This is a genomic window from uncultured Candidatus Kuenenia sp., from assembly GCF_900696675.1.
Taxonomy (GTDB): domain Bacteria; phylum Planctomycetota; class Brocadiia; order Brocadiales; family Brocadiaceae; genus Kuenenia; species Kuenenia stuttgartiensis_A.
The window spans coordinates 26005-51894 of record NZ_CAADGZ010000011.1 but is presented as its reverse complement, the minus strand read 5'-3'; the positions used below and the strand labels follow the sequence as shown (position 1 = coordinate 51894).

Sequence of the window (25890 nt, the reverse complement as noted above, 5' to 3'; positions counted from 1 at the left end):
AGATCCCGCGTCCGCGGCAACAATCACATGAATTATTAGAGGCATTACAGATAAAGTTGCCAGAAGTATTGCCAAGCCGGAACATACGGGTAGTCACTAGAAAAAAGCTTGCTGTTCGGCGTAAAAGTCAATAAATATAAGGCTTTTACGGCACTTTTGTTTTTTGACTTGGGGTGAACATCCGCTTTAACAGCAAAGGATACGTCTTTCATTGGTAAAAATTGGAATAAGAAGATCTTACGTGGTTTACAATGTGTACTTTTAGTAACCAGAGGACTCATAAGTCCTCGTAAGGAATTTTTTGAAGCGGCATTTGGTTCTACATTCGAAGAATTCCTTCAAATATTGCTAATGCCCGAGGATTATATTATTAATAGAAGAAGGCATGAATTGAATGGGGCACTTGATTGGAAAAATACTTATAAAAAATTAACGAGAAGTGAAAAAAATACATTTATAAACCTAATATCAAATAATAAAGTTGTGAAAGAAGATATAAAAAAGGTTTCGTCAAATAAAATGAAAAGGCTACTATCTCACTATATTGAATTTAATAAAAGTATAATTTACTGACCCATTATTGTTACCCTCCCGACCAGGTTCACATAGGCATCACTATCATTGCGCTGACGGCACTTTATATAGAAGAAAATCAACTTGATAAGGCGGAAGAATTTATCAAACGAGAGGAAGATTCTAAACGAAAGACACCTGCGCATACGGCAAATACCCTATTACCTCATTATGAAACATCGCTGCACATTTCACGATCAAAAATAAACTTTGCAAGAAACAATTTCGATGATGGAATAAAAGAATTAAACAATTGCCCTGAAAATCCAGCCGGAATTACTGTTAATTTGGGATGAATTGGAAAAGGCGTATCTATCAGTCTTCTTCAAAAGAATTCAGGGACAATTCATGGCTCATTTTTACCCACACACTTGACTGAAGAGCCTTTAATTATTTACGGTACTACGGTGATGACCTGTTTCACGACTTATACTTCTTTCACTCTTACCCTGCTCTTTTAGCCTCTTCATAATTTGCACTGCTTGCATATGTACCATCCTTTTACTACTTATAAGGAATTATTCTTACTCAATTCCTTATAAGATAGCTTTTCTCTACGAGTGGTACTATTTTACCTTGCCATCTGGTACAATTTTACTCTACCATAATCAACCATCGTGGATTGTTAAAATACCTGCGTCAAAATTAAAATTATTAACTCTTAAGTTTAAGCATTCGAACATCCGAAGCCCGCATCCATACAGAAGCTTAACAATCAGGTTGTTAGGATAGGTAAGACGCTCAAGAATCGAGTGAACCTCTTCCCGCGATAAAACAACGGGTATATAAGGCCTACTTTTGGCCCTGAGAGTATTACTGTTATCTCCGAAATCCTTCTTGATAATATGCTTATAAAAAAACAACTGCGCGTTAAATGCCTGATTTTGTGTTGATACCGCCACCTTACGTTTGACCGCTAAATATTACATAAATCCTTCACCTCCACAGACGACAGGGACTGAATATCCTTATTATGGGCAAATCCCTGAAATTTCTTAGTCCAATGTGTATAAGCCCATAAGGTTTTCGGAGAATAATGTTTAATCTTTATTAAGGCACTTAACCCATGTATTGCATCCATACATCCTTTGGTATTTTCAAAAACAATCGCCTTTTTTGAATCAACAGAAACAGGCGGCACAATAAAATGATTGTTGGGGACGGATTGAGTGCTTTGTTTTTGCAGGCTTACCGGTTGGTCTTCCTCCCTGCAATTCTTTATGAAAATCTGGATAGCTTTTCTTACCATCATTAATGGAATCATGAGTTTCGGGCTGCCTTATGGAATCGTGGCGAGAAAAAGTTTGGGGAGGTTTGTTTTTGCCGATACGAAGGCTGCGACTTTTCCTGCGCATTTTCACTTTCTAAAAGATTGTCTTCAGGATAAGACCGGACTATGGAGTAGTAAAGAGATATGGCAAGGGCTGCCTGTTTCAGTTGTTGAGAAGACTGATGTTTTTCTTGTAATTTTTTTATAAACTGCGAAAGACTCTCCTTTTTCGATTCGAAAAAATCATATTTTTTACAGAAGTCAATGTAATAACGAAGCCTTTCTCTAAAGTTATGCTGTTCACTCCTTGGAATTCGCTTATGAATGAGAATAGGATCAAACTTAATCGTAATGTTTTGTGGAATATGCATTAGAATCCTCTTGCGTAATATCGACAAAAATGTTATTTTTTCAACTTGTTACAGATAATACACAAAAATAATGCATTATCTATAAAAAATTATCTGTTTTTCGAAGAAAAATCACTAGTAAAAATGCAATAAGTAAATGTATACATTGTTATCTATAAACTTATCAATTACTGGTTAGACGGCTAAGCTCCCCATCTGCCGGCATCAAGGAGGCTTCCTGAAAATACAAGACTACCTCTCCGAAATAGAGCCCGCCGCCACCGCAGTAATTGCGGAGATCCACCGAGAAGAACGACACGTTGAGGACCTTTCCCGCACCTTAGCTCAAATCACGAAAGCTACGGAGGAAGGTTACACAAAGGTAGAACAAATCAATAAGATGGATGAGTACCTCTCCAGTATTCCTGGGTACCAGGACGACGATCCACTACTGAGCACTGCGATTTACTGGGATACTTACTTTGGCATGGATAAAGAACGCCACCTGACAGACAAGAACCTCCGTGAAGCTATGCTTCGACTTGCTGCTCACGAGTTTGCCAGGCATGCGATGTCTGGAGCTCTTCTGCAGTTCGCCAAGCAAGGATTGTCAATTAGATATGGCAAGAGCTTATCAGCTTGCCCTAAAGGACGACTTATCGGATCCCAATCGATTACCGATGTAATCTGGCAAGGCCGCAATCAAGCTATTCACTGGGAGGAGGGTCAATTTCACTCTGCAACCGAGGCTGCCCTCAAGCAGCTCGCCAAAGATTTCAGATCCCCATACGACCAGTACGCTTCACGCAGCCTTGCATACGAGATCATCTCCATCTTAGGCTGGCAGAGCTTTGCCGATTTCTCAAAAGATCTCTTGGCACTCGATTCTTGACTATTGGGATGAACGATGCCCTTGTACCGTGAGTTGGAAGTGCTCACCGAGCGTTTGAGCCCCGTAACACCGGAGGCCAGTGGCTAGACGTGGGCCGTCTAACATCGCACTGGAGCCGACGCCCAATAGCGGGAACGACGGAGGAGCGGAAGCAATTGCTACTGGACGTGGAATTGAAAATTTAAACAGATTAAATAAGGTATATGGAAAAAAATACTGGCGAAAGTTGAAAGGTATTTGCCAGGTGGAACTGGAAGATGGTACAATTTTAGACGTCGAAGTACGCTGGTACGAGAAGAGCATGGCATCGGGAAAAAAGAACTTAAAATCAAAAAATATTTATGAAGAAAAGGCGATTTAAAAACATTTTATGATATGCGTAGATAATCGCGGCGATGAATCATCATTGGAAAAAAGAAAACTATACGAAGTGCTGACTGACAGGATAGCTGAAACACATTGCCATATAAGAGTTGTTGATGAATTGGGCGAAGATTATTTATATCCTGAAAAGTTTTTTGCACCTGTACGATTGCCCCCATATCATAAAAGAAAAATTAGCATCAGAGACAGCATAACATTTCACCTGACCCCTTCCCTTTGCATAAAAAGTTTGCTTCATCTTCATCTGGCAACTTTTCCCCTTTTCCGATTGATATATTTTTTCTTGTGGGTATAGTACTGTTGCAAAATTATACAGCAACATTTTTATATGTACCGTACTATTATTTATTTTCCCTGATAATAGTGTTTTCCACGAATTATCAGGATAATTTATTTTGACAATCAATGGTTGGTATTCATAACGGAGGAGATCATGACAACAACACGAAAGCTGCACATTACCGAGTTTGACAAATCGCGACTCGAAGAACTCATCGCTGTGGCCGAGGAATTCGGTGGTCAAGACAGAAAGGATTTAGCGTCTTTGGCAGAAGAATTGGAGAGGGCGGAAGTCGTGTCGTCCAAAGACGTGCCTGCAGATGTGGTGACCATGAACTCAAAGGTTGTCCTGCGTGATCTGAGTACGTCAGAAAAAATGACCTATGTTTTAGTCTTTCCAAAAGATGCGAATATTGCTGCGGGGGCTATCTCGGTTCTCGCCCCTGTGGGCACGGCGATCCTGGGATACGCCAAAGGAGATGTTGTGGAATGGTCTGTCCCGTCTGGGGTGCGCCGTATCCGCATCGATGACGTTCTTTACCAGCCGGAAGCGGCCAGAGATTATCACTTATAGTGCCAACAAGGCACTGCACTGGGCGGGGATTCCGATGCGCACCATCCCCGCCAGTGCGCTTTGACATTAATGCGGCTGATGTATACCTTCAAAAAACTAGATACCTACATGGTTATCAAGGCTGACGGCCTAAAAACGAAGATAGATAAAGACATCGATAAGATAAACCCCTTATCCAATCTTACTCCCATTTGGAAAAATCTCATCTTCTTCAACAAATAGATGATATGGCCAACAGACTGGTATCATTTAACAAACCCATCAAGCTTGACTTTAGAGCAAAGTTCGGTCTGCCGGTTGAGAAAAACACAGAGCAACATAAAAGCCAAGGATATACAAAGGAAAATCAAAAGGGCTTTAATTCTTCTAAGTTGTACTGTTCAAAAGAGATGGATTTGTTCATTGCTTAACTAAAAATATTGAATTTCCCACATACAATGTACATAATCGGTCATTACATTACTGTCAAAGAACTCGCCTGCGGGCCTTTTTCGCCTAATTCTTCAGAAAATCGTACCTCCATTCCCTTTTCCAAACGGGCAAAATCATGGTTTAAGACGCTATTTTTGTGAAAATAAATCTCCCGCCCATCGGCAGAAGTAATAAAACCATATCCCTCTTCAGGGAATAAATTGCTGATATGGGCAATGGGTATTTCTTCGTGGTGTTTTACCTTTCCACTCCGCTGAACAACAAAATCTTCCAGCTTCCGGCGCATTGCGTTAAAGGAATCTTTTACCGCCAGGTGAAAGTCTTCGTTTGGCTTGCGTTTTATCACAAGTTCCGTACCGGGAATGGTCACAACAACCTTCACATTATAAAAAAGCCCTTTGTGTTCACGGTGACGAAGGGCTTCCACCACTACCCGACAGCGGATAATCCGGTCATAAGCGGCATCTAACTTTTCCGCATACTTGTGAATATCCGCCTTGTTTGCTTCGGTTAAGTCAAAATCACGTGCAACAATTTCAAGTAAAAAATTCATGACGTCCCTCCCTAAAAATTCCTTGCCATTCTAACGGATAAAAAGCATATCACTATCGTAAAAACGTTCAAGATACTTCCTGTATATGAGGTAAACAACCCCCTTGCTCCCTTAATAAAGGGGAATACGGTACAGTCAGCAAATTGCAGATTGTGGACTGTGGAACGTAGAAATTATTATAAAAACCTCCACTTATTGAGAAGTTCCCTGTCAATAACGTACCGCTTGCTACTCTCAACTCAAAATGAACCGGAAAAAAATGCGGGGAGGCACTCTTGTCTTGCAGGAGCGGTATTTTCAACCACTCAGGTTCTCCTTATGGGAAAGAGTTTATGGTGATATTTTACTGTTCGGATTCATTGGCAGTCCGGTATTGAACCGGACTTAAAAGATCTGCAAGTTCGTTCGGATTGGATATTTCAATATGTAAAAACCATCCCTTACCGTAAGGGTCTTCATTTATTAATTGTGGACTTTCCCTGAGTTCCTGATTAATTTTTGTCACCTTGCCGGAAAGGGGTGCATAAATGTCATATGCAGCTTTTACTGACTCAACTACTGCACAGGGAGCGCCCATCTTCAGTTCTCTTCCTATTAACGGCAATTCGACGTACACTATGTCCTGCAATTGATGCTGGGCATGGTCAGTAATGCCAATGGATACTTCATTCCCGTGTATTTTTTTTACCCATTCGTGCGTTTTTGTATACTGAAGTTCTTCTGGTATATTCATTTTTTTGACTCCCTCTTATAAAACGGGGTTTTTACAATTCGTGCTTCGTGATAATTATCCCGGATTTGTATTTGTATCTCTTCCCCGGCTATTGCATGCTGAATGGTAATTCTGGCAAGGCCAATACCCTTTTTCGTCGTTGGGTTAAATGTTCCGCTGGTAACTTTTCCTATCTTCTCTCCCTTTTTCAGAACAGGATAATCGTGACGCGGAATACCCTGATCCAACATTTCGAATCCAATTATTTTATGTTTGACGCCCCCAGCCTTCTGTTCCTGCAGTGACTCTTTTCCTATAAAAGAATCTTTGCCAAACTTCACCGTCCAGTCGATAAGGGTCTCCAGGGGAGTTACCGTTTCGTCCATATCGTTTCCGTAAAGCATAAAACATGCCTCAAGGCGTAGCGTATCCCTCGCTCCAAGCCCAACAGGCCTCAGTCCCTTCGCCTCGTTTTTTTTCAAAAAAATATCCCAGAGTCTGAGGGCGTAAGTTGCATCAACCAATATTTCCACACCATCCTCACCGGTATATCCCGTTCTTGAAATAATCATGGGTAAATCATCCAGAAAAAATTCATCAAAACAAAACCTTTTGAGGTACTTAAAATCAGTCTCCAGGGTATTTTTGAGCATTTGCAGGGCAGACGGACCTTGTAATGCGATAATTGACATTTCATCAGTGACATTTTTTAATTTCAGAGACCAGTAGGGTTTTGCCTGTTCCGTTAACCATGCCAGGTCCTTTTCAGTATTTGCACAGTTTACGATAAAGAGAAATTCATTTCGGTTCATTTTATAAACCATAATATCGTCAACAATGCCTCCTTTTTCATTGCACAGAGGTGAATAGAGAGCCTGTTTTTCCGACAATGGCGCTGCGTCATTCGTAATCACCTGCTGCACAAAGGAAAAGGCGTCATCTCCGGAAATCTCAAATTTTCCCATATGGGATATATCGAAGATACCGGCATTTTTTCGAACAAGGAGGTGTTCATTGATGATGCTGTCATATTGGATGGGCATCAGGTAGTTATGAAAAGATACCATCTTTGCATGGTATTCAAGGTGTGATTCATACAGCGGCGTTTTTTTCATCACAAAATACCCCTTAAGTGCGCAAATATCGCCACAATTCAGGCAAATACCTGTGCGTTAATTCCATCGTAAGACAGGAAAAAATCTTACGGAATTATGATGAAGAGTTTTTACACTTCAGTTATCGTAATGGTAACCGCACGTTTCCCTGATGTGGAAAAAGAAATCGTTTTTATTGTACGGATACAGGGAACATAACTGCGGTCTTTGATCATATACCTTACACAGTGAAAGCCCTTTTTCATCGTAGCATAGATTTTTGCACCGGATCGACGCCTGGCAGCAACGACCGCACCGCAAGCAATTGCCTGCCCGCTCTTTAATTGACACACGAACTTCCTGTTTATTGAATATATAATAAATGCGTCTCCATGCCTGAAGCAAAAGCGCGGAACAAAAGATATCAACTCTTTGAATAATTTGATGAACTTTTTTTATTTCAAGCCTGCTAATAAGCTCTGTCACTAATTTCTACCCTCTTCTTAAATTTTCTATCAAATAATTTCCCGCAAAGAATAATTGGTTCATTTTGTTTAAAAAAGGCAGATCCCATTCCTCTACTAAAACCACTTACCGAAAATAAAACATCCGGGCCTTAGACCACAAGAAAGAAGGAAGAGGCATTCTCCGCCAAAATCCTTTGACCTAAAATGATTACAAAGTTGTATGGCAATCTGTTTTTGTACTAAATTTTTAAAACGATATACGTTTGCAATTCATAGCAAAATTATTTATTTCAGTCAAGACAAATGCTCGTAAATTACTGACTTGTTTTTTGTAAAGAACATACTTTTTCAAAAATCTAAACTCTTACTACAATTATTCACCATCGAACTTGATATCTTTCACTTCAAGTTCTATACTGCTGTTATTCATCCAGTTATTTTCCTTTAAAACGACCGCCAGTGAACATGTGCTGCCATTCTTTAGCAGCCGGTCAATTTCATCGCCCATGCCAAATCCGATAGCCTTCATAGACACATTGCCTTGTTTTACATAGAAGCTGAGGTGTTGTCCATTCGATCCTATACGGCGCGGTTTACCGGCAATCTGCAGGTCTTTTATGGCAAACACGGGGATATGGTTTCCTTCGCCATGGGGAGACAAAAGTTGCAATTCCATCAATAATCCCCTGTTTAACGTGGAGAGATTAACCGCTACGTCAATATTCAGAAAAGGAACAAGGTCTTCTTTCTGGAGTTTTTGCGCCATCATCCGATTCAGCAATGTGCGGAAATCTCCTATATTGTCAGGATGAATCTTTAATCCCGCCGCCTGCGCATGCCCCCCTACGGAAATTAACATATTTTTGCAACATTCTAACGCATCCAGCATATGAAATGATGGTATGGAACGGGCAGAACCATGCCCAATCTCATCGGCAACGGCAATCATTACCGCGGGACGGTTAAACTCCTCTGCAATTTTTGAAGCGATAATTCCGACTATTCCCGGGTGCCATTCCTGGTCTGCCAATACAATCGCCAGCGTTTCATCGAGGTTTATTTCATCTACGATTTTCTGCCTGGCAGCGGAGAGTATGTCAAGCTGCATCGCCCTTCTCCGGTTATTTTCCTCTTCCAGAAAAAGTGCAATTTCTTTTGCCTTTTCATTGCAGGCCGTTGTTAGCATCTCAACAACGACTCCTGCATCGCTGACACGACCGGGTGCGTTTATACGTGGACCTAAGCGGTATCCTACATGGGAAGTGTCAAGGTTGATATTGGTGAGTGAAGATACATCCAGTAGCGCCTGCAGTCCGGGTATTTTTGTTTGCTGCAATGCCCCAAGCCCATATTTTGTCAGGATACGGTTTTCGCCCACAAGCGGAACCACGTCGGCAATAGTCCCCAGCGCAACCAAACCCATAGCGCTTATAAGAAAATCCTTAAACTCTGTCGACACCTTTTTTTGCGGAAAATAGTGCTGGCCAATCGACCATGCCAGCATGAAAGCAATGCCAACCCCGGAAAAATCCCGGAAGGTCTTTTCCGTTGCCTTTAATTTTGGGTTAATTATTGCAAATGCATCCGGGATTTCCTGTGAAGGCTGATGATGGTCGGTAATAATAAGTTCAATGCCATATGATCGTGCAATCTCCGCCTCCCTGCATGCGCTAATGCCGCAATCAACCGTTAAAATAAGATCCGTACCCTCTGCTTTTAACTTAGTAATGGCCTCCGCATTTAAACCATACCCTTCTTCCAGCCTTTCAGGAATATAGTAATTTACCCTTGCATCAAACATTTTCAAACAACGGTACATGAGGGCGGTGGCGGTTAAGCCGTCAACATCATAATCGCCATAGATGACTATTTTCTCTCCGTTGCGTATGGCTTCATTAATTCTGATTGAGGCTTTTTCAATATCGGGAAGGTTGGAAGGGTCTGATAATGTTGATATTTGAGGCTGAAGAAAGCTTTTCGCTGCGCCTACATCTGTAATGCCGCGGTTAATGAGTATCTGTGCAAGTAAGTTTGAAATTCTAAGATTACCTGCAATCTCCGTTTGAAGTTCGATATTATTCGGGGCAATGAACCACCTTTTACTCATAATCCTGTCGTACCAGCAGCGTTAAACCATCATAAAGAATCAGATAACCGTCTTTGAAATCTCTGTAAAATTACAAGAATATAACACGATCAGGGGGCATTCTGCAATTGAATAATATCTATTTGCTGCTTTTATTCCGCCAGCAGGTATTTATCTTCTTTGTTTTTCGGCGTATAATCTTTTTATTGAAAAGCATCTTGTGATGTGATAACATTTTTCATCTATGAGCTCTTCATATCACATGAGTACATAACAAATTGTAATTCGCAACCTCGCCATAAGACTCTTTTATTAACGTTTTTCCCGTAGCGCGTAAGTTTTAAAATGAAAAATACTTCATTCCTTTCCGAGTGCGGAAAACTACTTTCCTTTGCAAAACCCTATTGGAAACAAATGGCGATTGCCATTGGCTGCATGGTGCTTTATACCGCGGCAAATGGTATTCAAATCTCGCTGATTAAGCCGGTTATAGACAAACTGGTATCGGGGGAAATAACTACAACCACAGAACTGCCAACCATTGATATAGACTCCCAAACCGACATCAAAAAAAATACACGATCTCCGCTGGGAGAATTTAAAAAAAATACCCTAAACAAATTTTCTTTTATCGGAAAATTACGGGAACGAATGACGCGTTCCTTCACCAGTATTGGCATAGTCATAGCCATTCTCGCTCCGGTTATCTTTTTTACCAGTTATTTTCAGCAATATTACAGGAATTTCGTCAGATGGGCTGTTGTTGTGGATATCCGGAACAAGATCTGTGACCACTTGTTGCCTCAGCCGTTAAGCTTTTTCGAGAACAGAAAAAGCGGCGATCTTCTTTCGAGATTGACAAACGACGTCGCTGTTACACAGGCAGGTCTTAAGGTGCTCTTTGATGAGGTGTTATTTCTGCCCATGCAATTGACTTGCGGGTTAGTCCTTGCATTCTATTTCAGTTGGAAATTATCTCTGTTTTCTTTAATTATTTTTCCGGTAGTTTTCATCCCTGCTATTTTAATCGGAAAAAAGATAAAGAGGCACGGAAAAGGAAGCTTACGGCATCTCTCCGAACTCACAGATGCGTTTCGCGAGATCTTTGCAGGTATCCGGATTGTAAAATCATTCAGGATGGAAGATGAAGAACGTCGCGAAATCCATTTTATCGGAGGACGCTTCCTTAGCAGAACGCTAAAAATGGTGAAGGCAAAATCATTGAACAGCAGTACCAATGATTTTATTTATGCGGTAGGGCTTGCCGCAATGGTTATATTGGGTGGCTATGTCGTTATGTCACATCAAATTACCCCAGGAGAACTTGGCGGATTTATTACCGCAATTGGCTTTATGGTCATCCCCTCTGTTAAGAAGATCGCAAAGAGCTACACGGGTTTGCAGGAATCTCTCGCCGGTGCGAACAGGGTGTTTGAATTATTTAACATAGAATCAAATATAAAGGACTCGCCGGATGCCGTGACGCTGAAAAAAATGGATGAAGGCATTTTCTTCAATAATGTGAGTTTTTCCTATGAAGGGAAAAAAGAACGTGTGTTGGAAAATATATGTCTGAATATACAAAAGGGCGAGGTAATCGCAATTGTAGGAGAAAGCGGGGCAGGAAAATCCACCCTCGTAAATCTGATCTCCCGTTTTTACGACCCGACAGAGGGTTATATTACTATTGACGGTATAGACCTCCGCCGGATAAAGCGGGAATCGCTTCTTTCGCATATGGCATTGGTTACGCAACAGACATTTTTATTTAACCGGAGCCTTTATGAAAATATTCTTTATGGTAGACGGGATGCAACAATGGAAGAAATCCAGCATGCGGCAAAAGCGGCCAATATTCATGAATTCATCATGTCCCTCCCAGAAGCATACGACACCATTGTGGGAGAAATGGGAGTGAAATTATCCGGAGGACAGCGCCAGCGAATTGCCATTGCGCGTGCTATTCTTAAAAATGCCTCCATCCTGTTGCTGGACGAAGCAACATCCTCCCTCGACTACGAATCGGAAAAATTGGTGCAAGACGCATTGAATAATCTTATTGCCGGGAAAACCACCATCATTGTCGCCCACCGGCTTTCCACTATCCAGCATTGTGACAGAATCATTGTGATGAAACAAGGCCAAATCGTTGAAACAGGCAGCCACGCATCCCTCATACATGATGACGGGGAATACAAGCGTGTTTACCAGTTACACTCAAATGCACTCCATACATGAAGATACTCATTATCGGCTCGAATGGTGCGCTGGGGTGGGAACTAAGGAATGGGTTGCCGCATCTTTCTGAAACAGAAAAACAACCCCTCTCCGTCATTTGCGCCAGTCATTCACAAATAGAAATCACCAATGCCTCAAATACTTTTGAGGCGATTGCCAGAACCATGCCAGACGTAATCATTAATTGTGCCGCATTTACCGATGTTGATGCCTGCGAAACAAACATCGGCAAGGCATATGCCGTGAATGCAGATGGAGCGAAAAACGTCGCACTGGCGGGAAAAAATCTGCATGCCCGGGTCATCCATATCAGCACTGATTATGTTTTCGATGGCGCTAAGAATACACCGTATAACGAAACAGACCTGCCTCGCCCACTTTCGGTGTATGGCAGATCGAAACGTGCAGGAGAGGAGGCAGTGCAGGAAATAAACGGCAACTATACCATTATTCGAATTTCACGGCTTTATGGACAGCATAAAAGCAATTTTGTAACAAAAATACTGCATCTCGGATTAGAAAAACATGTCGTGTCTGTAGTAACAGACCAATTTGGAAGCCCTACCTATGCCGCAGATCTTGTCCATGCTCTCTGGTATGTTCTTTCGCTTGATCTTCATGGCATTTATCACATTGCGAATGATGGCATTTGTTCTTGGTATGAGTGGGCAAGGGAAATCTTTAGATTGTCAAATATACAGGTATCTCTCCAATCCATTAAGGCAGAAGACTTTAAACGCGCAGCCACGGTACCTCAAAACTCCTCATTGAATTGTACAAAGTTTGTACAGGCAACCGGACACAAAATGAGACCATGGCAGGAAGCATTGGAAGATTATCTGAAAAAATATGTACTCCGCTAAGGGTGGCACGGATAAACTGGTTTGCCCGTGAAATTGCTCAGGCTCATTTTAATCAGAGGCGTGATGTCCTACTTCCGTTCCATTTTTACCCTAAGCCCATAGAAATTTATGAGGATTCGCAGAGCAGAATTTGTGTTTTAAATTCGTATCCAGAGAGAGATGAAAGAAATTCTCTACATAATCCTTATACGAATCCACACCAAACAGGTTAACCGGAAAATCACTGCCAAAGAGTATGCGATCCCCAAACCCTTTATCAACGATTCGTTCCTTTAAAAAAGTATAAGAATCTCTACTATTCCCGATATAGGAAAAATCCGCATAGACGCCTTTATACCCGCCCATAAGCTCCATGATGGTATTCAACCACGATTTATGGGGTTTATTGTTATCAAACCCACAATGAGCAAAATTGATTTTCAGATTCTCATATGCGGAAAGTACGTTTTTCCACTTTTCAGGATTGGTATATTCCATGCCGTGATGAGCAGTTTTAAAACCGCCGGGCGAACAATGTACCGTTATCGGAATGCCCCTTTCACTGCAAAATTGATAGAGATAATTTACCTTGTCAAATTCCGTGGCGGTATCGATGGGTTTATCCTCGTGGTAGGGCCAGGGATCAAACCCCAGGGGTGGATATAATTTAACTCCCGCAAAGAAATAACTGCGCAGGTCGTCAATCCCTTTCACAGGAATCGTCTTTTCTTTCTTTTTTGTATCTTTCTCATCAAAAAAGTACTGCTCCCTGTTTTTTTTAGCAAAGGTTTCATATTTTGTATTCGTATATTCCCCAAAATACTTTTCAAGCATTTTGGGAATATTATTTTTTTCGTTTAAGCGGGTACGAACCGATTCCTCTGACATGCCATCTATTTTATCAATCAAACCTTCATCAATTTGGACATGGGAAGAGATTGTGCGCAAATCATTTCCCAGGGTTTCGATTTCTTTATAAAATACCAGCTTGCCCGTCTTTTCAATATAAGTAACGTTATTTTCCAAAGTATCTCTTACATGCTCTTTTATCCCTTGAGGGATTTTTCTGCTCTTCAGAAAATGGTAAAATGCGTCTCTTTCCTCTTTTGGAACCACTTTCACAATTCCCAGGTCGTAATTCCTCGTATTAATTCCCAGAAAGGGATAAATATCGAGTAATTTAACAGGACTCATTTCCCTATACTCCCTTATCCCGTTGAAAACATCGACAACCTGCTCCACAACTGGTTTCCTGGGCGGTTTATTATAATAAATTCCTTGCATGTCAAAACACTTGTAACCAAAATCTATTACCAGAGGGGTAATAACCATTTTATTGTACTTTAGTGTTTTCCCCTCTTTTGTTTTGATATGTATTTCATTCCCGGTTTCTTTCCATTTCTCTTCGATATTTTTTATAAATGACGCATATTTGTACGTTGATGAGGTACGATATTCATTTATTAATTCCCTGAACCTTTCATCCGCAGACAGGATATCCATCTCCATAGAAAAAAATAAACTCCCCGTATTATTCTCAATAATGGAAAGAAGATTGACATTTTTTTTAAGCGTGTTTGTTATGAGGTCGCTTTCCCCTGAAGCTATCTTTCGTAAAGCCCACAGAGCAAAAACCAGGGCAGTTAAAACGACCGAAAATGCACCAACCAAAACGATATCGCTTACCTTACCTGAAAGGAAATATTCATATTTGCTTATCGCAAGTAATACGATTCCGGAGAGAACGCCACTTAAGACAATCAATAGTGTTTTCAGTAGTTTCACACTGAAATGTATCCCCAATAAACGGCAGATAACCTGGAGAAATTTTCCTTTCCCCAACAGATCGGAAAAGGACACCGCCCTGTCTTTTAAAAAGCGATTCAAAAAGGCAAGAAGCCCTGCATGGCTCAAATTCAGCGCATGACAATGGACATCGTAAAATATCTTTTTCCCCTTTTCTTCCATATAATTTCTCCTTACTATGGTTAAGGTTTCCGCTTTAATACATTTCTACGAATTACACATGGCTTCTTATCCACCTGCATAATCGACAGGGATGGGCAGTCTGCAGAATTGCATTTGCCCGACTATATAAAGCGGGAAAATATGTTTGGGATGAGACATGGAGCACCTTATCAATAATTTCTTTGCTTTTTTGGCAAAATATTTAATGGTAAAATGTTAACGTTTCCCGGTATGTGATACCACGAGCAAACGTTCCTTTGACGAAAAACCTACCGTGATTAGTCTATGTTCGCCAATTGAATGGTCAGGGTCATCAAAAGTAGCTGACAAAGGGTCATAAAATACGGTTGATGCTTCTTCAAAATGGACGCTATATTTTTTATGGTTCTTCTTTGTTTTTTCGGGGTCACATTCAAATTCCATTACTACCACCTTTAAATTATCTGGGGATATTATATCGGGAAACGGCTGACTGAGGTATCCTAACTTCGATACTTTTAAGCATTAGTACGGTGTCCCCTCAATTCCGGCGTACATTGATTTGTTAGAAGATTTTTTATAAATTTTATAGCCTGTTATAAATAGTTTCCGGAACGATTTTCATTACCAATCCAATAAGCCTCCATCGTTTAGTTATATAAGCATGTTTCTTCTTCCTTTTGATAGCGTTATATATTTGTTGTGCTGCTTTTTGGGGAGATGCAACCCAAAAAAGTCCGTCACCTTTTGCCATTGCTGTATCTACAAACCCTGGCTGAATATCTGTAACTGTAATGGATGACCCTGATTTTGCCACCTTTTTCCGTAAGCCTTCCATATAGTTTGAAACAAAGGCTTTTGATGCATTGTATGCAGGAGCGTCGCCGTCCCCTCTAAGTGCTGCTATAGACGATAGGCCTACCAGATGACCGGAACCCTTCGATAAAAATTGATGTATAGCAACATTTGCTATTGCAGCAAAACCAGAGACATTAACATCAATGGTTTCTTTTTCCGGGGACCATTGTAAATCCTTGTTAATAAATCCTACACCAGCGTTAATAATGATAATGTCCACCCCTTCCATTTCTGCAATTAGCTCTTTGAGTTGGTTTATTGCTTTATCTGTTTGAGAAACATCAATATGTTTTGCGAAAGAATTATTGGGAAGTTCGTTCTTGAGATCATCAAGCAGGTGAGTCCTTCTGCCTGCAAGTCCAACTATATAGCCATTTTTAGAGAAAATCTTTGCTAATTCCCTCCCGATTCCTGATGTCGCACCAACAACAATTGCTTTCTTTGTCATATCATCTCTGTCTCATTTATTGCCACTAACGATTGAGATCATCTGCCGCTATGGAGCGGAGCGGAATAGCGGTCAGGTGCAGCGCCTTGTTAGGTTCTGATTCTATTAATCCAATATATTGGTTCACGGTGTAAGTGTGCAATAGCGATAACATAAATATGGTCTTTTTCAATGGAGTATAATACTTTGTAAGGAAACTTATGAAGAATATACCTTCTAATGTTTTCACTTTCTTGAGAACCAATTTCAGGCATTTTTTTGATTATATTAATAGCTCTTTTAACTTCTTGTTTAAATCTTTTCCCTAAACCTATCACTTCCATTTCATAATATTCTTTTCCATCATCCAATTCTAATTTGGCAAAGTCGTCGAATATTACTCTCATAAAGCTTATCTAAACACCTCTTCTGCGGGTATCCCTTTTGTTTTGCCGGCTCTGTAAGCCTTAAGTCTGGCCTCAGCTTCCTGTATCCATTTTTTTGATATCTCCGGATCTGGTTTATCTAAGCTGGTTATCAAAGCCTCAATTAATATAATTTTGTCCTGCGGTTTTAATTCTAAGGCTTTTGCGATTAATGCATTATTAACTGACATAATTGTATTCCTTTCTATTTATTTTTACCCTAACTACGAAATACGAAACAAATCCTAAATTCACGCCGTTTGATACATAATTATCTAACAATAATAGATGTACCATTGAATGTTATCTAACTGGGTAAAATTTTCAAATGTTCAAAACCCGGTTTTTTTCATTGGGATTTTGTATTTTGGGATTTGTTTCGTACTTCGAATTTCGTATTTTTTATTTCTTGCTTGCTTGTTCGGTTCTGGCTATGCCAGCTTAGGTAAAAGTCCATTAAAAAGGTTCTCTAATGGTCAGCGGATCGCACCTTATTTTTCCCTTCCCTTTTTGCCGTGTAAAGGGCGTCATCCGCCTTTTTGAAGAACATATCGGTATTCGTAATATTTTTGTCCAACGCAGCAACTCCTAAACTAATAGTTATTTTTCTTGAATGTCCATGGAACCTGTATTCTTCTGAGGCGATGCTTTCCCTGAATCGTTCCGCCACTTCAATGGCTGACTTCAAACTGGTTTCCGGGAGAATGCCGCAAAATTCTTCCCCACCATAGCGTGCCAGGATATCGGTAGTTCTTAATCCGGACGCAACTCTCGCAACCACCTCGCGGAGGACAAAATCACCATACAAATGACCACAGGAGTCGTTTACATTCTTAAAATTATCGATATCAAAAATAATTAGGCAAAGAGGTGCGCCGTATCTCCTATGCCGTTCAAACTCCTCCCTCAGTTTATCCTCTAAATATTTGCGGTTAAACGACCCGGTCAGATAGTCCCTCCTTGTGGCGTCCAGCAGTTTATGCTCGTATGCAACTATTTCAGTGACGTCCCGCACTGTAATGCATATGTATTCTATCTTTTCATTTCCGTTGCGAATGGGAAATATTGAGCAGCTCTGCTGCATATAGTCAAACTGTAAGCCAAAGGAGCTTACAGGCCTGAACGGGAAAATATAATGATGCAGTTTTTGTGAAAGAAAGCAGAAATTTCCGAAGGCGAATATCGATTTACAATTTCGCAAAAATTTCCGGTTGTTTAAATTTGGAAAATAATCAAACAGCACCGAGCCGGTAATATCCCCGGCAGGTATTCCGCTATTCATCTCCATCCATTGGTTCCAGTAATGGACTTTAAATTCAGCATCCAGTATAACCAGTCATAAATTTATCGAATTGCAGATTTGCTCTGGAATTTTATTCATAGTTCTTCATAAATTTATCAACCGCTTCTCTTATCTTATCGATAGAATCCATATTAATAAGAAGAAACAAAAAGCCATCAACATCCGCTTTCTCAAATTGAAATATGGTTTTAAGGATAACCGCATATCCTTCTCCATCGAAGAAATTCCCCGGCATGTCTTCATAAAAATACTTTCCATCGATATATCTTGGCGGAAGATAAGAAACGACATCTGACAACAATTCCGCTATTTTGCTGAGACAAGCACCGATTATAATATTTCCCACCTCCGTTAACGTTTCCTTTTCCAGCAAATTAATGGACATGTTTGCAGGCATTTCATTATATTCTTCCAGCAATGAAATAAATGATTTACCGCTATCCATGGAAAAGACAAGATACGCAATACCTTTGAATCCAGAGGTATAATGTTGTTCAACGATATGCAAATCTTCGCCGCCATCAAAAGTGCTGCCAATAAAGTCCCGCAGTTCTTTTGAATGCACTATTTTTATCTCAGGCACGTTTAATGTAGCATGCAATTCAATAACCTCGGAAAGTGACGCCGCCGCATTTCCAAATGCAATATTAACGATCTCTTTGAGCGCATCTATTTGTAATTCGCTCAGAAAATTCCCTGAAGTATCTTTCATTTTTTCTCTTTACTTACCTGTATATCTTTTGCCTTAGCTATAGCATTAATTATATCTTCTTTTTTAGGCGGCTTTCTCAACAATGTTAATGCCCCCAATTCTTTCACTTTTTCAATAGTCTTTGGCTGAGTATCCGCGGTTATCACAATGACTATAGCGTTTTCATCGATTTTTTTTATTTCTTCAAGCGCCTGAATGCCTGACATTACAGGCATTGTCATATCCAGAAAAGTTATATCAGGGGAAACCCTTTTAAATTCTTCAACACCCATAAAACCATCAGACGCTTCATATATCTCATATGAGGCATCTTTTAAAATACAATTTTTTACCCCCAATCTGGCAACAACAGAATCATCTACAATCAAAATTTTTTTTATCATAATTCACCCTTTCAATAAATATCATTACTGAGGTATTTAATATCAGGGCTATTGAATGATACAAAAACCCATTCATTCTTCTGATATTGTAAAAATGACTCTTTATCGGAACCAGGATGTGGATGTTTCTTTTGGATTGAACTTGGCGTGGCATTCGTCACACCCATTCACTACTTTAAAAAATGCTGCCATTGCTTTATCCTTGTTCTTTTCCTGACATGCATTCACCAATTCAAGCGTATCTAAGTGGAATTGGACGTCCAGCTTTACAAATTCTGTCGGTAAATCATTCTTATTTGCCCCTGTATATACGACAGGACTTGAATTTTTCAATTTTTTTGTATCTTGTTGAATAGCTTTCCAGTCTTCTTTGTTAATAGAGGCCTGCAAATGTTTCAACAACACCTTAATGTCTTTCATGTGAACGATAAAGCCTTTTTCATTTTTAATAAAATCATGTTCCCTTTTGGAAGAAACCTCTGATTGATTCATAGCGGTTGCAGATATTTCTTCTTCATGCCTTTCCTTTTCACTTTTTCCGCAACCCGCAATACATAAAATGAGTATCGCAAAACTAATATATTTTTTCATATTCGGCTCCAATTTACCTTTTTAAAAAAGTTAACATAATACGGATATATTAAATTTTTTACTTTAAAAATTCAATCGCATTAATAGTGTAAAGGTTTTTTAATTCAATATCCCCAATGTTTTCCCTATTTTTTCAAAACATCCTACAGCCCACAAAAGGTCGTTTTCGCTATGAACAGCAGAAAGCATTGCACGCAGACGAGACTTCCCAACAGGAACGGTCGGATACCCGATTGCTTGTATAAAAATCCCCTCTTCATACAATTTCCGGCTAAACTCTTTTGCCAATTTGGCGTCTCCAACCATTATTGGAGTTATTGGCGTTTGCGTTCTCCCTATGTCAAAACCTGTATTTTCCATTTGTTTCTGGAACAATGCGGTGTTTGACCATAGTTTTTCAACCCGAACCTTTGATTCCATAAGGATATCCACTGCTGCAATACATGCCGCCACATCAGGGGAGGTTGCAGCGCTTGAAAAAAGAAAAGGGCGCCCTTTTTGGGACAGATAGTCCGTCAATTTTTTACTCCCCGCTACATAACCACCTACTACTCCAAATGCCTTTGACAGCGTGCCAACCTCGATATCTACTTTCCCCTGCAGTTTAAAATAATCAACAATGCCTCTCCCGCCTTCCCCTAAAACACCCTCGCCATGTGCATCATCAACAATCGTAATGGCATTGAATTCATCCGCAATGTTAACAATTTCCGGCAAGGGAGCGATATCTCCTTCCATGCTGAACACGCCGTCCGTGATTATCAACCGTTTTCCGGCATTACTTTCCTGCGAAATTTTTCCTCTCAGATCATCAGGGTTACAATGTCCATACCTGATAATTTTTGCCCCGGAAAGGCGGCATCCATCAATAATGCTCGCATGATTCAGTTCATCAGAAAAAATGACGTCATTTTTGCCAGCAATAGCGGGAATGACTGCCAGGTTTGCGCAAAATCCTGATTGAAAGGAAATGGTGCTCTCCACGTCCTTAAAAAGAGCAAGTTTCCTCTCCAGCTCACAATGCAACACAGTGGTTCCTGAAATTGTCCTTACCGCAGAAGGCCCTACGCCATATGCATCTATCGCCCCCTTCGCAGCAGATTTCAACCGGGGGCTATTCGCAAACCCGAGATAATTATTTGAGCAGAGATTTAACACCTTCTTTCCATCTGCGGTGATCCATGCATCCTGAGGGCCTTCAATGGTTCTTATGTTGACGAAAAGCCCCTCTTCTTCAAGTTTTTCCAGTTCGTCATGAATAAAATTAAGGCGGCTCATTACTCCAGAATCCTTTCTTTAACAGTTGCAGGGGTCTTTCAAATCCATGCAAACGGAATGAAATTACGGCATGACCTGCAAAACAACCTTTCCACACATGCCATCTCTCATTAGCTGCATGCCCTTTTCGTAATCTTCCAGTAAAAACGTGTGTGTAATAACCGGTCCAGGATCCACCAGCCCGGAAGACAGAAACCTGGACGTCTTATACCACGTAGAAAATATCTTTCTGCCGGTAATCCCATATATGCGTATTTTTTTAAAAATAACCTCTCTATTCAGATCAATATCAACAGGGGTTTCATATATCCCCAAAATCGATATTCTTCCACCGGGAGTAAGAGACTTAAGTCCCTGATCAAGCGCCAGTTTATTGCCGGAAAACTCCAGAACCACATCTACGCCATTTCCCTCCGTCGCTTCCAGCACACAATTCAGGATATCTGTGTTTTTCGGATTCGCCACAATATCCGCACCCATCTTTTTACCGATATCCAGCCGATAATCATTTGGGTCAGAAACAATAATGAGAGACGCCCCGCATGCCCTTGCTATACCTACGGCAAAGAGACCAATTGGACCTGCCCCCAAAATAAGCACCGTTTTTGAAGATATATCCTCAGACATTACCGTGTCAACAGCATTTCCAAACGGCTCCTGAATTGTCGCCCATTCATCAGGAATACGAGGATCATCTTTCCACAATACATGCTCAGGCAGGCTAAGGTATTCGGCGAACGTTCCATCGTAATCAATCCCTAACAATTTACTTTTTCTGCATACTTCTCTGTATCCATTCTTGCATTGGTAGCAGTAGCCGCATGAAATGTGAGTTTCCGCAGAAACCCTCTCCCCAGCTTTAACAAACGTAACCTCCTTCCCAACCTCCTGCACATAACCGGCAAACTCATGGCCTATAATACGGGGCGGCGTAAAGCGCTGCTGCGCCCAATATGTCCAGTCATCTATATGAACATCCGTTCCGCATATAGAGGCAACCTGAACCTTAATTAAAACATCTTTTGGGCCAAGCTTTGGTTCCGGCATCTTTACCAATTCCAGCCCACTGGCACGATTTGCTTTCACTACCGCCTTCACACAAAAATCCTTTCACAAGAACCGTATATTTATAACGCAACTACAAGCGGTATTAAGGAAACCTGTCTGCCGCATAATCAGACGTCGGAAGTCAGAATCCGGAGATCAGTCCTCAGACTTCTGATTAAATCGATTTGCATTCATAGTCATAGACAATATTCATACAACAGCATGGAGGAAACGGCTATTGCGGCAGTCTCAATTCTTAGAGTCGAACTTCCCAGAGTTACCGGAATGCAGCCTTTTTCAACGGCACGTTCAATTTCATTATCAGTAAAACCACCCTCAGGGCCTATAAGGCAAACAATCTTTTTTGCAGAAGGCCTTTCGCGTAATACAGCTTTCAGGGACATTGCATGACGCCTTAAGCATGGAATGAGTGAAAGGTCGTAATCGCATAAAGTTTTCAAAAAATCTTCTATCGCCACACCAGTCGTAATTTCAGTAAGAATATTCCGTTTGCATTGTTTGGAGGATTCAATGACTATCTTATTCCATCTCTCCCGTTTTTCCGCTGACGTTTCTTTTATCGCCACAACGCTCCTTTCACAATGAAGCGGGGTCAAAGTGTGTATCCCCAATTCAGAACATTTTTGGATTAAGATGTCGGAAAATTTTCCTTTAGGAATAGAAACGGCTATTGTAATTGAGACGTTCGGCTCCCTGTCAACGACCAGGGAACTCTCAATAAATACTTTTAACCTGGCACGTTGCGTTTCAACAACAACCGCCTTGTATTCAATGCCTTTTCCATCAAAAAGGGTAATTTTGTTTCCCTGTTTTGCTCTTTTGACGTGTAAGATGTGGTGTGCTTCTTTTCCTTCAATCCAAATCTCTGAATCTATGGAAACATTGGGTATGAAAAACCGATCCTGGTGCATTTATTGAGATGAGACCGTTGAGGCGGAACTTAACGCTCTTGCATAATTTATTATCGTATGGTTGGGGCAGACATCAACACATTTGCCGCATGATGTACACTTTTGATAATCAATTACTGCAAGATTGTTTTGCACATGAATTGCGTCATATGGACATTCCTTTTCGCAGCGTTTACAAGCAATGCAGGAATCCTGGCATATTTTCTTTGCAACAGCGCCTTTATCTAAGGATTTACATCTCACATGCACCATTTTTGATTCAGGCAATATACTGATGATCTCCCTTGGGCAAACTTCCGCACATTTTCCACAACCTGTGCAGCGTTCCCTTATTACTTTTGGCAAACCGTCCTTCCCCATGTACATGGCTTCAAATTTACATGCTTCAACACAAGTACCTAAGCCCAAACATCCATAATCACAGCCAAAAAAACCGCCGCTGATAATGTTTGCCGCACGGCAATCCTTTACTCCATTATAGATAAATTTGTTAGTAACACCTTTTGCATGACACATTACAACGGAAAAAACCCGTTCCTTATTTTCAAATTCGACCCCCATAATATTGGCAACACGTTCCGCCACATAAGATTGTCCAACAGTACAGCCTGTAACAGGCGATTTTCCTTCCACTATCGCCTGGGCAAAGCCGCCACAACCGGGCTGACCACATGCCCCGCAATTTGCGCCGGGAAGCACCTCGTTAATTCTTTCGATACGGGGATCCACTTTCACGGCAAAGGTATCCGAGGCAATGGCCAAACCTATGCCAAAGATCATTCCTAATATGCCGAGTGTAATTGTTGCGCTTAAAATTAATTCCATTTTTGTATCCTGTACGTGCTTCGTATTTAATATATTTCTGACTAAAGACAAGTTATGTCTTATAATTATAACAATGTACTGTTATGCCATTGTTCCAATCATTTGATGGATTGGTTTGCCTGAGGGGACCATCGGAAAAACATTTTCATTAGGGTCGACCCTGAAATCCATGACTACGGGTTGTTTTGTGAAAAATGCTTTTTCCAACGTGGGACGCACATCCTCTTTCTTTTCTATCAAAAATCCTTTCGCTCCATACGATTCCGCCAACTTTACGAAATCCGGATTCCCGTTTAAACTTACACAGGAGTAACGTTTATCGTAAAATAACTCCTGCCATTGCCGTACCATACCAAGGTACCCGTTATTAAGGATAACAATCTTTACCGGAATATTCAACCGAACCACGGTGCTCAGTTCCTGAATATTCATCTGGATACTGCCATCCCCTGCAATATCCACCACAATTTTATCCGGGCATCCCAATTGCGCTCCAATTGCCGCAGGAAATCCGTATCCCATTGTACCCAATCCCCCGGATGAAAGGAATGTTCGCGGCTTAGTATATGTATAATACTGTGCCGCCCACATCTGATTCTGTCCAACTTCCGTGGTTATAATTGCCTCACCATTCGTTGCTTCATATATTTGTTCTATCACATACTGAGGCTTTATAAGATCTCCACTATTATTATATGTTAATGGATTTTGTTCTTTCCATTGCTTGATTTTATCGAACCATTCTCTTCTCTCGACAAAACTGATATGTTTATTAAGTTCTCTCAAGGTATTTTGGGCGTACCCCACAACCGGTATATCTACCTTGATATTTTTACTTATGGAAGAAGGGTCTATGTCAATGTGGATAATTTTTGCGTTTGGTGCAAATTCATCAATTTTACCTGTGATACGGTCGTCAAACCGCGCACCAATTGCAATCAATATATCACATGCCGTAACTGCAAAATTCGCATACGCAGTCCCGTGCATTCCCAGCATACCCAAAGATAAATTATGATTTTCCGGAAAGCCCCCAAGACCCATAAGGGTTGTGGTGACGGGGATATTCCCTTTTTCCGCAAGTTCCAATAATTCCTTTGCGCTATCTGAAGCAATAATGCCGCCACCTGTATACAATACAGGGCGCCTTGCATTATTAATTACCTCTGCGGCAATTTTTATCTGACGAATATTACCTTCATACGTGGGTTTGTATCCTGGCAAATCTATTTCCGGAGGTATTATTTCTTCACATTCAGCCATAGTAACATCAACGGGCAAATCTATTAATACGGGACCTTGTCTGCCGGAATTTGCCAAATAAAATGCTTCTTTTACTACTCTTGCTAAATCTTTAACATCCTTAACTAAATAGCTGTGTTTTGTTATGGGGCGGGTTATTCCAATAATATCAACTTCCTGGAAGGCGTCATTACCGATAAGAAATGTTTTTACCTGTCCCGTCAAAGCAACCATCGGAACGGAATCCATGTATGCCGTTGCTATAGCAGTTGTTAAGTTTGTAGCGCCAGGGCCTGAGGTCGCCAAACATACACCTACTTTGCCTGTTGCCCTCGCAAATCCATCCGCCGCATGGCCTGCGCCCTGCTCATGTCTCGTTAAAATAAATTTAATCTGCGATTCATATAATGCGTCAAACAAAGGAAGAACAGCGCCGCCTGGAATGCCAAACACGTATTCTACCCCTTCCCGTATCAATGCATTTATTAGAATGTGAGAACCTGTTTTAATCATTGGTTTTTGTAAAAGATAACACAAAAGTTTAAAGCAAACATAAGAACACCTTCAGAAAACACACTTTCGCGTTCTATTTCTTTACGGTATGTTCAAAGAGGTATGTTTAAATTGAACAGCAAGAAGTCAATTGATGTGAAAATATTGAGTTGTGAACTCTTATATTTCTATCCGTAAGGTTTTACTACTTTGCAGACCTCATACATCTTCGCTATCAAAATCGCTGGAATCCAAATCATCCATATCTTCATATTTTGGAGGCTTGTAACCTGGCAGTTTAGACCTTTCCACTTCTTCTTTATAGGCGGCAAGAACTTTTTCCTGTATTTCTTCTCTGCATTTTGAATTTATCGGATGTGCGGTATCTGCATGTAATTTTAACCTTCCCGCACCCTTTGATGCCCGCTTTTCATCTAGTCTTGTACCACAATCGTTACAGTATTGAGACATAAGGTGGTTTTTCCCGCCACAACCCGGGCATCGGTCTGTAAGCTTTCTGCTTGGCATTGCCACAAAAGCCCCTTTATGCCCCTCGATAACCTTCAGATCTCTAACAACAAAATCGTTATCAATCGTAATGCTGCAAAACGCTTGTAATCTGTTTTTTTTCGCTTCGGTCAGCTTCACCCTAACTTCAGTTATATTCACGGCCATCCCCTTT

At 40.7% G+C, this 25890-nt stretch carries 28 protein-coding genes; 6 read left to right on the top strand and 22 right to left on the bottom strand.

Annotated features, from left to right (window positions below):
- Positions 1-1489 precede the first annotated feature (1489 nt).
- The gene (locus tag QZT26_RS03535; protein WP_099324675.1) at positions 1490-1837 is read right to left on the bottom strand and encodes a hypothetical protein; all 348 of its coding nucleotides are present in this window, start codon (positions 1835-1837) and stop codon (positions 1490-1492) included.
- A complete protein-coding gene (locus QZT26_RS03530) occupies positions 1834-2214 on the bottom strand; it encodes a hypothetical protein (protein WP_099324676.1) in 381 nt (126 codons plus the stop codon). The genes QZT26_RS03535 and QZT26_RS03530 overlap by 4 nt, the downstream gene beginning before the upstream one ends.
- A 466-nt stretch (positions 2215-2680) precedes the next feature.
- Here QZT26_RS03530 and QZT26_RS03525 point away from each other — a divergent pair, with 466 nt between their 5' ends.
- From QZT26_RS03525 to rnk, 4 genes are all read left to right on the top strand, one after another.
- Positions 2681-3085 carry a hypothetical protein gene (locus tag QZT26_RS03525; RefSeq protein WP_164994511.1) on the top strand — a complete coding sequence of 135 codons (405 nt, stop codon included), beginning with the start codon at positions 2681-2683 and terminating at the stop codon, positions 3083-3085.
- 79 nt (positions 3086-3164) lie between these two features.
- A complete protein-coding gene (locus tag QZT26_RS03520; protein ID WP_197705373.1) occupies positions 3165-3446 on the top strand; it encodes a hypothetical protein in 282 nt (93 codons plus the stop codon).
- Between the two features lie 9 nt (positions 3447-3455).
- The gene (locus QZT26_RS03515; RefSeq protein WP_164994256.1) at positions 3456-3764 is read left to right on the top strand and encodes a hypothetical protein; all 309 of its coding nucleotides are present in this window, start codon (positions 3456-3458) and stop codon (positions 3762-3764) included.
- A 138-nt stretch (positions 3765-3902) separates the two neighbouring features.
- The gene (gene rnk / locus QZT26_RS03510) at positions 3903-4322 is read left to right on the top strand and encodes a nucleoside diphosphate kinase regulator (RefSeq protein ID WP_099324678.1); all 420 of its coding nucleotides are present in this window, start codon (positions 3903-3905) and stop codon (positions 4320-4322) included.
- A gap of 454 nt (positions 4323-4776) precedes the next feature.
- On the opposite strand, the gene QZT26_RS03505 is transcribed toward rnk, so the two are convergent.
- The 5 genes from QZT26_RS03505 to recJ form a co-directional block, all read right to left on the bottom strand.
- Entirely contained in the window at positions 4777-5307 is a 531-nt protein-coding gene (locus QZT26_RS03505; RefSeq protein WP_099324680.1) for an HPF/RaiA family ribosome-associated protein, read from the bottom strand.
- A gap of 343 nt (positions 5308-5650) precedes the next feature.
- The gene (gene gcvH / locus QZT26_RS03500) at positions 5651-6040 is read right to left on the bottom strand and encodes a glycine cleavage system protein GcvH (protein WP_099324681.1); all 390 of its coding nucleotides are present in this window, start codon (positions 6038-6040) and stop codon (positions 5651-5653) included.
- Positions 6037-7134: a glycine cleavage system aminomethyltransferase GcvT gene (gene gcvT, locus QZT26_RS03495; RefSeq protein ID WP_295100672.1), complete on the bottom strand. Its 1098-nt coding sequence runs from the start codon at positions 7132-7134 to the stop codon at positions 6037-6039. Before gcvT ends, gcvH begins: the two co-directional genes overlap by 4 nt.
- A 110-nt stretch (positions 7135-7244) precedes the next feature.
- Positions 7245-7466: a hypothetical protein gene (locus tag QZT26_RS03490; protein ID WP_099324683.1), complete on the bottom strand. Its 222-nt coding sequence runs from the start codon at positions 7464-7466 to the stop codon at positions 7245-7247.
- Between the two features lie 487 nt (positions 7467-7953).
- Positions 7954-9687, bottom strand: a complete 1734-nt coding sequence (gene recJ / locus QZT26_RS03485; RefSeq protein WP_295100669.1) for a single-stranded-DNA-specific exonuclease RecJ — start codon at positions 9685-9687, stop codon at positions 7954-7956.
- Positions 9688-10011: 324 nt separating this feature from the next.
- Here recJ and QZT26_RS03480 point away from each other — a divergent pair, with 324 nt between their 5' ends.
- Together QZT26_RS03480 and rfbD are read left to right on the top strand one after the other, a co-directional pair.
- Positions 10012-11904, top strand: a complete 1893-nt coding sequence (locus QZT26_RS03480) for an ABC transporter ATP-binding protein (RefSeq protein ID WP_295100667.1) — start codon at positions 10012-10014, stop codon at positions 11902-11904.
- On the top strand, positions 11901-12767 hold the full coding sequence (gene rfbD, locus QZT26_RS03475) for a dTDP-4-dehydrorhamnose reductase (RefSeq protein ID WP_099324686.1): 867 nt from the start codon (positions 11901-11903) through the stop codon (positions 12765-12767). Before QZT26_RS03480 ends, rfbD begins: the two co-directional genes overlap by 4 nt.
- Before the next feature lie 90 nt (positions 12768-12857).
- Here rfbD and QZT26_RS03470 read toward each other — a convergent pair whose 3' ends face one another.
- The 15 genes from QZT26_RS03470 to QZT26_RS03400 all read right to left on the bottom strand — a co-directional run bounded on the left by QZT26_RS03470 (position 12858) and on the right by QZT26_RS03400 (position 25877).
- On the bottom strand, positions 12858-14714 hold the full coding sequence (locus QZT26_RS03470) for an amidohydrolase family protein (RefSeq protein WP_099324687.1): 1857 nt from the start codon (positions 14712-14714) through the stop codon (positions 12858-12860).
- Positions 14715-14930: 216 nt separating this feature from the next.
- Positions 14931-15137, bottom strand: a complete 207-nt coding sequence (locus QZT26_RS03465) for a BrnT family toxin (RefSeq protein ID WP_099324688.1) — start codon at positions 15135-15137, stop codon at positions 14931-14933.
- 142 nt (positions 15138-15279) lie between these two features.
- On the bottom strand, positions 15280-15999 hold the full coding sequence (locus tag QZT26_RS03460) for an SDR family NAD(P)-dependent oxidoreductase (RefSeq protein ID WP_099324689.1): 720 nt from the start codon (positions 15997-15999) through the stop codon (positions 15280-15282).
- Positions 16000-16088: 89 nt separating this feature from the next.
- On the bottom strand, positions 16089-16385 hold the full coding sequence (locus QZT26_RS03455; protein WP_099324690.1) for a type II toxin-antitoxin system RelE/ParE family toxin: 297 nt from the start codon (positions 16383-16385) through the stop codon (positions 16089-16091).
- Positions 16386-16390: 5 nt separating this feature from the next.
- Positions 16391-16594 carry an addiction module protein gene (locus QZT26_RS03450; protein WP_099324691.1) on the bottom strand — a complete coding sequence of 68 codons (204 nt, stop codon included), beginning with the start codon at positions 16592-16594 and terminating at the stop codon, positions 16391-16393.
- A 278-nt stretch (positions 16595-16872) separates the two neighbouring features.
- Positions 16873-17685, bottom strand: a complete 813-nt coding sequence (locus QZT26_RS03445) for a GGDEF domain-containing protein (protein ID WP_295100659.1) — start codon at positions 17683-17685, stop codon at positions 16873-16875.
- A 91-nt stretch (positions 17686-17776) separates the two neighbouring features.
- Entirely contained in the window at positions 17777-18418 is a 642-nt protein-coding gene (locus tag QZT26_RS03440) for a chemotaxis protein CheC (RefSeq protein ID WP_295100657.1), read from the bottom strand.
- Positions 18415-18801: a response regulator gene (locus QZT26_RS03435; RefSeq protein WP_099324695.1), complete on the bottom strand. Its 387-nt coding sequence runs from the start codon at positions 18799-18801 to the stop codon at positions 18415-18417. The genes QZT26_RS03440 and QZT26_RS03435 overlap by 4 nt, the downstream gene beginning before the upstream one ends.
- Before the next feature lie 102 nt (positions 18802-18903).
- Entirely contained in the window at positions 18904-19392 is a 489-nt protein-coding gene (locus QZT26_RS03430) for a hypothetical protein (protein WP_099324696.1), read from the bottom strand.
- Between the two features lie 99 nt (positions 19393-19491).
- Positions 19492-20670 carry a glycine C-acetyltransferase gene (locus QZT26_RS03425; protein ID WP_099324697.1) on the bottom strand — a complete coding sequence of 393 codons (1179 nt, stop codon included), beginning with the start codon at positions 20668-20670 and terminating at the stop codon, positions 19492-19494.
- Between the two features lie 63 nt (positions 20671-20733).
- Positions 20734-21756, bottom strand: a complete 1023-nt coding sequence (gene tdh / locus QZT26_RS03420) for an L-threonine 3-dehydrogenase (RefSeq protein WP_230408052.1) — start codon at positions 21754-21756, stop codon at positions 20734-20736.
- Between the two features lie 158 nt (positions 21757-21914).
- A complete protein-coding gene (locus QZT26_RS03415) occupies positions 21915-22649 on the bottom strand; it encodes an RsmE family RNA methyltransferase (protein WP_295100651.1) in 735 nt (244 codons plus the stop codon).
- Entirely contained in the window at positions 22650-23474 is an 825-nt protein-coding gene (locus tag QZT26_RS03410; protein ID WP_295100648.1) for an RnfABCDGE type electron transport complex subunit B, read from the bottom strand.
- An 81-nt stretch (positions 23475-23555) separates the two neighbouring features.
- Complete coding sequence (ilvB, locus tag QZT26_RS03405; RefSeq protein WP_295100645.1) at positions 23556-25229, bottom strand: biosynthetic-type acetolactate synthase large subunit; 1674 nt, start codon at positions 25227-25229, stop codon at positions 23556-23558.
- Positions 25230-25427: 198 nt separating this feature from the next.
- On the bottom strand, positions 25428-25877 hold the full coding sequence (locus QZT26_RS03400) for a SpoVG family protein (RefSeq protein ID WP_099327001.1): 450 nt from the start codon (positions 25875-25877) through the stop codon (positions 25428-25430).
- Between the last annotated feature and the right edge of the window lie 13 nt (positions 25878-25890).